The following is an 8,099-nucleotide window of genomic DNA, read 5'->3' on the forward strand; positions in this document are numbered from 1 at the left end:
CCTTCTGGTTTGTTGCAAAACCCAGCCCACGCGGCTAAATTCGCTGGACGGAACGATCGTGACTGTACCGTTTGGCTGTAGCGACTGGGCGATAGCTGCAAAAACCGCTGCCGATAGGGTTTATCCAACCGTTCTGCGAGTGACTGCTCCTGATAGAGAAACAGGGTCGCAGGCTGTCCGGCATCCACAACCCGAACGTGGCAGGTTGTCATCTGCACATTTGCTGCCTTGGGGTTAGCGATCGCCTGAGCAGAGGTATCCATAACGCCCTGTAGGTGTGCGGCGACTGCCTCAACTTGCTGCTCTAACGGAACGGCGATCGCTGAACCTGCCAGTAACCAAAGTGCTCCACCGACGACGGCGATCGTGCTTCGATTCATTGCTTTTGTCACACTGCATTTCTACTTAGAGTAGTACCTGCTTAGGGCAAACGCATTACAGGCATAGCATTGGACCGAATCGATGTTCTGCAAACGATCTATCTGGAAAGCACGACCGTGAAAAGGTGCCATCTAAACCTTGCCTTGAGGCATTCCCATTTCTGATGATGACTCAGCCATCTATCGCGTTATGCGTGAACGGCATTGTACCAATTCTCTAAATTCCACTGACAGATCAACCGACTGAAACGTTGACGAGATTCAGTTTTTGTAATTCTGAGGTGCGAATTCCGAATCCCGAATTCCGAATTGACATCAGGTATTGCCGAATGACCAATCTCCAAGCGGTAAGTTAGCGCGATCGCGGTAAGTTACTCCTATGGCTCTTTATCGCTCCATGGCATGACTCTGACTGAAGAGATCTTCTCGCAACTGCCAGAAGCACGTTTTGGGTTGCAGCAGGCAGATGCACTCTGGCGATCGCTGCGAGAAGGCACACTGCCTACTCCAACCGTCGTGCAGGTAGACCAATCGGAGATTGAGCCAGCGTGGGATGTCGTGATCTGCGGCGGGACGCTGGGAATTTTGATCGGTGCAGCACTGGCGCAGCGCGGTTGGCGAGTGGCATTGATTGAGCGGGGACGTTTGCGAGGACGAGAGCAGGAGTGGAATGTTTCTCGCAAAGAGCTACAAACGTTCGTCGAGTTGGGTTTGCTAACCCCAACGGAGTTGGAGCACGCGATCGCTACCCAATACAATCCTGCCCGCATCCAGTTTTTTGAAGGACCAGCATTTTGGGTCAGAGACGTGCTGAATATTGGCGTTGACCCAGTCTACTTGCTAGAAGTTTTGAAGCAGCGCTTTCTGACATGGGGCGGACACCTGTTTGAGCAGACGCCGTTCGAGACGGCGATCGTTCACTCCACAGGGGTTTGTGTGAAAGCGGGAGGGCAAGAATTCCTGACGCGCCTTATGCTGGATGCGATGGGGCATTTTTCGCCGATCGTGCAGCAGGCACGGCAAGGTAAAAAACCAGATGCCGTTTGTCTTGTGGTGGGCACCTGTGCAGAGGGATTTGCCAACAACGACTCTGGCGATCTGCTGGTTTCATTCACACCATTGCAGCATCAGTGTCAGTATTTTTGGGAAGCGTTTCCCGCACGAGATGGACGAACGACGTATTTGTTTACTTATCTAGACGCTGATCGCGATCGGCTCAGTCTAGAGGCCCTGTTTGAAGACTACTTGCGCCTGCTACCCAGCTATCAGAACACGGCACTGGATCAGCTCCGCTTTAAACGAGCGCTGTTCGGATTGTTTCCCTGCTACCGTCAAAGTCCCCTAAAACCCAGTTGGAATCGAATTCTTCCAGTGGGTGACAGCAGTGGCGGGCAGTCTCCGCTAAGTTTCGGTGGCTTCGGAGCCATGGTGCGGCATCTAAAGCGGCTGAGCGATGGAATTCACGATGCCTTACAAAGCGAAGCACTCGATCGCGCCTCGCTTACTTTACTTCAGCCCTATCAACCGAATCTGGCGGTGACGTGGCTGTTCCAGCGGGCAATGAGCGTGGGGATGAATCAGACGATCGCGCCCAATCAAATCAATCAGCTGCTATCGGCAGTGTTTACAGAAATGTCGCAGTTGGGCGATCCAGTTCTGAAGCCGTTTTTACAAGATGTGGTGCAGTGGTCGCCCTTGTCCCAAACGCTCGTTAAAACGTCGCTAGCGCATCCAGATCTGGTGCTGAAAATCTTGCCGCAGGTGGGAGTGCCAACGCTGTTAAACTGGCTACTTCACTACACAAACTTGGCTGGATACACGGCGCTAGCTTTGCTTGCTCAACGGGTCTCCTCTGGGACTGAATCGGTTCCTTCCAAGCCCCAGTACGCGATCCGACGGTGGCTAGAAGCGCTAGAGTACGGCAGTGGAGGTGATTATTCAGATTGACCTTATGAACGTTCCGATCGCACGACAATTCTTCCATCGGGAAATCCAGCAGCCGGATGAGCAGATTAATCTAGAGCGAGCAGCGCTGTATCTGGCACAGGAAGAGTATCCTCAGCTCGATGTGGAGGCGTACCTGAACGCGCTGGATACAATGGCATCTGAGGTTGAGGAGCGGCTTCCCGCAGAGTCTTACCCGCTGCGAATTATCCAGACCATTAATCGCTATCTGTACGATGATCTGGGTTTTGCGGGTAATACAGCCGACTATTACGACCCCCGCAATAGCTACATCAATGACGTGATCGATCGTCGCACTGGAATTCCAATTACGCTGTCGCTGGTGTATTTGGCGATCGCTCGACGACTCGACTTTCCCATGGTCGGCGTGGGAATGCCTGGACATTTTTTGATTCGTCCGGCTGTCGCAGAGATGGAAGTGTTTGTCGATGCGTTCCACGGCGGCGAAGTTATGTTTCCGCAAGACTGCCAAGAGCGGCTGTCGCAGCTTTACGGTCCAGTTGAAATGTCTCCACGTTTCCTAGCTGCTGTCACGCCTCGACAGTTCTTAGGAAGAATGCTGACCAACCTGAAGGTGATTTACCTGAACCGGAGCGACCTGCTAAAGGGACTTGCGGCAATCGAGCGGATTTTGCTGCTGTTTCCAGGTACGCCGCCAGAATTGCGCGATCGAGGCGTGCTTTACTACCGCCTGAATCGCTTGGCAGAGTCGCGCCAAGATCTAGAGGCATACTTAGCAGCGGTGCCAACCGCAGAGGATGCTGGAGTGCTTCAGCAACTACTAGCCGTCATCCGCAAAAGCTTGGAGGAATGATGATGTATGGGAGCCAACGGCATGTATCATCACGAGCAGTCAGGGCTGAAGAATGATGATCCTTGCTTTGCCATCTAGAGCCAACTCATCCACCAACATTCTGTTGATCGAAGACAACGACATCAGTCGGCAACTGATGAGTGAATACCTGAAGTACTGCGGTTACAACGTTCTGGAGTTGCCAGGGGGAAGCGCGTTTGAAACCTCGATCGCAGCGTTCCAGCCCGACCTGATTCTGCTAGATCTCAAGCTGCCGGATGTTGATGGGTTTACCCTGCTGCAGCAGGTCCAGCAACATCCGGAGTGGCTGCACATTCCAATTATTGTCGTTTCAGCCTTTGCTTTTCAGTCGGACCAGCAACGAGCGCTTAGCTTAGGTGCTCGTCGATACTTGGTCAAACCCGTAAAGCTGGTACAGCTAGAACGCAGCATCCAAGAAGAATTAGCGCAATGAGTAGAACTCTACTCATCCTGTTGAGTGACGTAGGTTTCGATCAGATTGCTGAGTGCTTGAACGCTTCTACCTGCTGCAGCAACCTGGGTCTCTAATTGTGCGATCAGTAGCGTAGCGGTCTGAAGCTGGTCAAGCGTTTGTTCGATCGCGGCACGGGCTTGGGACGCTAACTCATTACGATTCATGGGAGTACCAGGGAACTATGTTTGAAATGATACAAACAGCATAGCAATTACGGATATCCCTATGTCTACAGCTTTCTCAAGTCTTTGCAATATCGTTTAGCATTGAAGTAATCTAGTCAGCCTTACTGAGTCCACTGTGACTTCCATTCAACCTCTGCCGCTGGTAAAAGATCCAGAACGCTTAGAAGCGCGGCTGCGGGAAATTCCTGCTGAACCTGGCGTTTACTACATGCGGGACGCCAGCGAGCACATTCTCTACATTGGTAAATCAAAGCGGCTGCGATCGCGGGTGCGCTCCTACTTCAACGGGCATGATACGCGCCCACGCATCGCGCTAATGCTGCGACAGGTGATGGACGTAGAGTTCATCGTGACTGATACTGAAGCCGAGGCGCTAGCGCTAGAGGCAAACTTGATTCGGCAGCACCAGCCCCATTTTAATGTGCTGCTGAAGGACGACAAAAAATATCCCTACCTCTGCATCACCTGGTCGGAGGATTACCCACGCATCTTCATTACCCGCAAGCGCCGGATGGGTCGAGAGAAGGACCGCTACTATGGTCCTTACGTAGATACGCGGCTGCTACGGACTACGCTGCATTTGGTCAAACGAATTTTTCCCCTGCGTCAGCGTCCCCAGCCTTTATTCAAGGACCGCCCCTGCCTTAATTATGATATTGGTCGCTGTCCGGGCGTGTGTCAGGCAGTGATCACGCCGGACGAGTATCGCAAGACGGTGCAAAAAGTGGCGATGGTGTTTCAGGGACGATCAGGTGAGCTAGTCGAGATTCTAACGAACCAGATGGAGCAAGCGGCTGAAGCACTCAACTTTGAGGTCGCCGCTCGGATTCGCGATCAGATTGTTGGTTTGAAGACGCTGGGAGCCGATCAGAAGGTGTCGTTACCGAATGATACGGTATCGCAAGATGCGATCGCCCTCGCTGCTGATGAGCAGCACGCCTGCGTTCAGCTATTTCAAATTCGTGCTGGACGATTAGTTGGGCGGTTGGGCTTCATTGCGGATGCCCAATCGGGGGAGCCGGGAGCAATTTTGCAGCGCGTGCTAGAAGAGCACTTCCAGACCGTCGATCCAGTGGAAATTCCAGCGGAAATCCTTGTGCAGCACGCGCTGCCCGAAGCTGAGATGCTGGCGGAATTCCTCAGCCAGTCCAAGGGACGCAAAGTGGCAATCCTTGCTCCGCAGCGGCAGACTAAGGCAGAGCTGATTGAAATGGTCGAGCGCAACGCTGAGTATGAACTGGCGCGGACTCAACGATCCGCTGATCGCAATACCCAAGCCATGCAGGATCTTGCGGAACTGCTGGATTTACCCGATGTGCCGCGCCGCATCGAGGGCTACGACATTTCTCATATTCAAGGCTCGGATGCTGTCGCCTCGCAGGTAGTCTTTGTCGATGGACTTCCCGCTAAACAGCATTACCGCCACTACAAAATCAAGAATCCCACTGTCACGTCTGGTCACTCTGACGACTTTGCCAGCATGGCAGAGGTTATCCGCCGTCGATTCCGCAAGTTCGCTGCCTTAAAAGAAAAAGGTGAGCAGCTAAGAAGCGAAGAGACAGATTCACCCCTGACCTCTCACGCTGCGCTCCTCACCGACTTTCCCGATCTAGTCATGATCGATGGTGGCAAAGGACAACTTTCTGCCGTAGTTGCGGTGCTACGAGAACTGAACCTGCTAGAAGACGTACGCGTGATCAGCCTTGCCAAGCAGCGAGAAGAGATTTTCCTGCCTGGCGAATCGTTTCCGGTAGAGTCTGACGCTGAGCAACCCGGTGTGCAGCTGCTTCGCCGTTTGCGAGACGAAGCGCATCGTTTCGCCGTTAGTTTCCATCGTCAGCAGCGCAGCGCTCGAATGCGGCGATCGCGGCTTGACGAAATTCCTGGGCTGGGGCATCACCGCCAAAAGCAACTCTTGGCAACGTTCCGGTCGATCGATTATCTGCGTGAAGCTTCCCCAGCTCAAATCGCTGCCGTTCCCGGTATTGGTTCCCGACTGGCTCAGCAAATTTATGACTACTTCCACCCCGTCTACGATGCTGATCCGATCGCCTCGGATTAAGCACTGGTTTTATAGCTGTCGCCCGTCCAGATAGGACCTAGACTCAGAGGAGCAGTGCTAGAGAAAGCTGGGATGGTCAAGGCTTACAGTTACGACCTGCGGCAAAAAGTGATGCAAGCGATCGAACTCGATGGGATAAAAAAGAGCGAAGCGAGTCAGGTCTTCAACATCAGTCGTAACACGATCAACCTATGGTTTCACAGGAGAGCGGAAACAGGAGACGTTGCGGTCAAGCCCAGGGTTACTTCTAGCCCAAAACAGAAGATCACGGATTGGGAGAAGTTTCGAGCCTTTGCCAAGGGCTATCTATAGCGCTAGAGCGATCAAGAACTGTCAGTGCAGCATTCGGGCGATTCCTAATCATCGGCGTGTCCAGCTTTGGACTGGCGACAGCGGCTAACTGGCAAAATCATCAAGGTTACTGGCGCGGTACCATCGTTCGCGTCCAAACGACCGACTTTAACCTGCTGTCTCACATGCTGCCGACCAAGCTCTCATATGCTCTACTGCTTGGTGACAACAATGAGCTACAGCGAACGCTCGACAGCAATTATGGACTGTTTGGATTGGTGGTCACCGATTGCGCAGTCGAGACCAGGGACTGTCCGGGTCAACATATTCTTCATGTCACGACCTCGAAGCTGAGTTGGCGAAAAAGCCTGCAAGTTAATCAATTAACCACCTATCCCTACGATTACTTACGCAATCCCCCACCGCTAGTTGCTGAGGGTAAATTTGACAATGCTCGCGACCTTAGCCGTGATCCAACTGGGAGAACAAACCCTGGTCAGATTGTGGGGCGAGTGTATTAGGTCAGAAGCAGTCCACCATTGTTCCGAACAGCCCACCAAGCCTGGCTGCAAACGCTTCCAAGCAGTTTACTGAGCGATCGTGGTGCAGAACGATACTACATCCTTACCCTGATCCTCTTTGGTTTGGGTGGTCTAGCCTCGTGGGGCCTTGTCGAATGGGTGTTCCATCGCAAGCGGCTTCAGAAGCGATTAGCGCAGCAAGAACAAGCAAGTAAGCGCAGAGCCTACAGCAACAACTCCAGGACCAACTGCAACGGCGAACTGCCTTACTCACAGAGTTAGAACACTACCGAGGGCAACAGGCGCGACTAATTCAAACGTCTAAGCGCACGATCGCTCACTATGAGAGTCAGCTTACCCAAAGGCAGCAAGAGCAGCGAAGCAATACAGATGCCCTCACGAGTTTGCAACAGCGACTGCAAAACATACAGCAGCAGCAAGTTCAGGGGCAAGCGCAACTCAAGCAGCGCGATCACGCGATCGCCCTCCTGCATCATCAAATTGCCCGACAGCAAGCCGAGAATAACCGGACCGACGAGAGCCTAAGCCGCTTACAAGCCGATTTGCAGTTAACTCGACAGCAAGCAAACAATGCATCCGTTCGCATTCAAAATTTAGATCAGTCCATTGTGGCTGTCACTAAAGAACGATACCTAGCAGTTCAAAGGACACAACGACTTGAACAGGAGCTTAAAACTGCCCAAACTCAAGTTGCTCGCTCGACAACCTTGGAAAAAGCGCTGGAATCAAGAGGAGCAGAGTTAAAGCAGCTACAGCACCATAATCAAGAGCTTAAAGAACTCGAAGCTCTTGCATGGCAGGACAATAAGCAGTTAAGCCACCAAAATAAAGAGCTCGAAGAACTCAAAGCTCTTGCATGGCAGGACAATGAGCAGTTGAACCACAAGGTTCAAAGCCTGAATGAAGTAAACGAACAGCTTGCAAAGGAACGAAAAACCCTGCAAGCCGAACTTGAGGACTCCAACGAACAACTGGAGTGGTTCCGAGGCAACTGGTCCTCTCCAGTTAAAGCAGTAGCGGTGCCTCAACTGAAACAGATGGATCAACCGTAGGTTGATCTCTCATGAGTTGTGCTTGGCATTGGTGGGGGAGAGCCACCTACGCGGCGAGAAGTTTTTGAAGTGCTCTCTAAAAACTACGGGTTGCAAAAACATAATTTTGTTGAAGTTCCACCCTCTTCGGAGAGAACGATAAATAAAAGTAAGCTCAAAGAAAAAATTGGCAACCGCGATCTTGTCGCAGTCATTACTAGTTACATCGAACACGATTTAACAAATATGGTTTCTGACCTCAGGGACCGTGGAGCGCTGTCGGGTGAAGTCGTGTGGGTGAACGAAAGCGGTAAGACTGGGATTGTCCGGTCAATTCTTGCTCATGTCATTCAG

The 8,099-nt window shown here is 52.2% G+C and carries 10 protein-coding genes and 1 pseudogene; 8 read left to right on the forward strand and 3 right to left on the reverse strand.

Annotated features, from left to right (window positions below; genetic code table 11):
- The coding region (locus H6F43_RS21715) for a CpcT/CpeT family chromophore lyase (protein WP_199290526.1) at positions 1-392 on the reverse strand (392 nt) is incomplete at its 3' end.
- Positions 393-782: 390 nt separating this feature from the next.
- On the opposite strand from H6F43_RS21715, the gene H6F43_RS21720 reads away from it, so the two are divergent.
- Genes H6F43_RS21720 through H6F43_RS21730 form a run of 3 tightly spaced genes read left to right on the forward strand, consistent with a single transcriptional unit; the run spans position 783 to position 3,613 of the window.
- Positions 783-2,327, forward strand: a complete 1,545-nt coding sequence (locus H6F43_RS21720) for an FAD-binding oxidoreductase (protein WP_190345253.1) — start codon at positions 783-785, stop codon at positions 2,325-2,327.
- Between the two features lie 4 nt (positions 2,328-2,331).
- Positions 2,332-3,159: a transglutaminase-like domain-containing protein gene (locus H6F43_RS21725; protein ID WP_190345254.1), complete on the forward strand. Its 828-nt coding sequence runs from the start codon at positions 2,332-2,334 to the stop codon at positions 3,157-3,159.
- A 52-nt stretch (positions 3,160-3,211) separates the two neighbouring features.
- Entirely contained in the window at positions 3,212-3,613 is a 402-nt protein-coding gene (locus H6F43_RS21730; RefSeq protein WP_242025846.1) for a response regulator, read from the forward strand.
- An 8-nt stretch (positions 3,614-3,621) separates the two neighbouring features.
- Here the strand turns inward: H6F43_RS21730 and H6F43_RS21735 are convergent, their stop codons facing one another.
- Positions 3,622-3,798: a hypothetical protein gene (locus H6F43_RS21735; RefSeq protein ID WP_190345255.1), complete on the reverse strand. Its 177-nt coding sequence runs from the start codon at positions 3,796-3,798 to the stop codon at positions 3,622-3,624.
- A gap of 136 nt (positions 3,799-3,934) precedes the next feature.
- On the opposite strand from H6F43_RS21735, the gene uvrC reads away from it, so the two are divergent.
- The 3 genes and pseudogenes from uvrC to H6F43_RS21925 all read left to right on the forward strand — a co-directional run bounded on the left by uvrC (position 3,935) and on the right by H6F43_RS21925 (position 6,693).
- A complete protein-coding gene (gene uvrC, locus H6F43_RS21740) occupies positions 3,935-5,881 on the forward strand; it encodes an excinuclease ABC subunit UvrC (RefSeq protein ID WP_190345256.1) in 1,947 nt (648 codons plus the stop codon).
- Between the two features lie 72 nt (positions 5,882-5,953).
- Positions 5,954-6,178 (forward strand): annotated as a pseudogene (locus H6F43_RS21745) (IS630 transposase-related protein); the annotation flags it as partial.
- A 71-nt stretch (positions 6,179-6,249) separates the two neighbouring features.
- Entirely contained in the window at positions 6,250-6,693 is a 444-nt protein-coding gene (locus tag H6F43_RS21925; protein WP_199290527.1) for a hypothetical protein, read from the forward strand.
- A 308-nt stretch (positions 6,694-7,001) separates the two neighbouring features.
- Here the strand turns inward: H6F43_RS21925 and H6F43_RS21755 are convergent, their stop codons facing one another.
- A complete protein-coding gene (locus H6F43_RS21755) occupies positions 7,002-7,208 on the reverse strand; it encodes a hypothetical protein (RefSeq protein WP_190345258.1) in 207 nt (68 codons plus the stop codon).
- 48 nt (positions 7,209-7,256) lie between these two features.
- Here H6F43_RS21755 and H6F43_RS21760 point away from each other — a divergent pair, with 48 nt between their 5' ends.
- Both H6F43_RS21760 and H6F43_RS21765 read left to right on the forward strand, forming a co-directional pair.
- A complete protein-coding gene (locus H6F43_RS21760; protein ID WP_190345259.1) occupies positions 7,257-7,766 on the forward strand; it encodes a hypothetical protein in 510 nt (169 codons plus the stop codon).
- 18 nt (positions 7,767-7,784) lie between these two features.
- Positions 7,785-8,099: hypothetical protein (locus H6F43_RS21765; protein ID WP_190345260.1), on the forward strand; the 315-nt coding region annotated here is incomplete at its 3' end.

This window comes from Leptolyngbya sp. FACHB-36 (assembly GCF_014695955.1).
Classification (GTDB): domain Bacteria; phylum Cyanobacteriota; class Cyanobacteriia; order Leptolyngbyales; family Leptolyngbyaceae; genus FACHB-36.

Coding starts and splice junctions, on each gene's coding strand:
- H6F43_RS21730 (WP_242025846.1), top strand. CDS start 3,212: ATGATGATCCTTGCTTTGCCATCTAGAGCCAACTCATCCACCAACATT.
- H6F43_RS21735 (WP_190345255.1), bottom strand. CDS start 3,798: ATGAATCGTAATGAGTTAGCGTCCCAAGCCCGTGCCGCGATCGAACAA.
- H6F43_RS21720 (WP_190345253.1), top strand. CDS start 783: ATGACTCTGACTGAAGAGATCTTCTCGCAACTGCCAGAAGCACGTTTT.
- H6F43_RS21725 (WP_190345254.1), top strand. CDS start 2,332: ATGAACGTTCCGATCGCACGACAATTCTTCCATCGGGAAATCCAGCAG.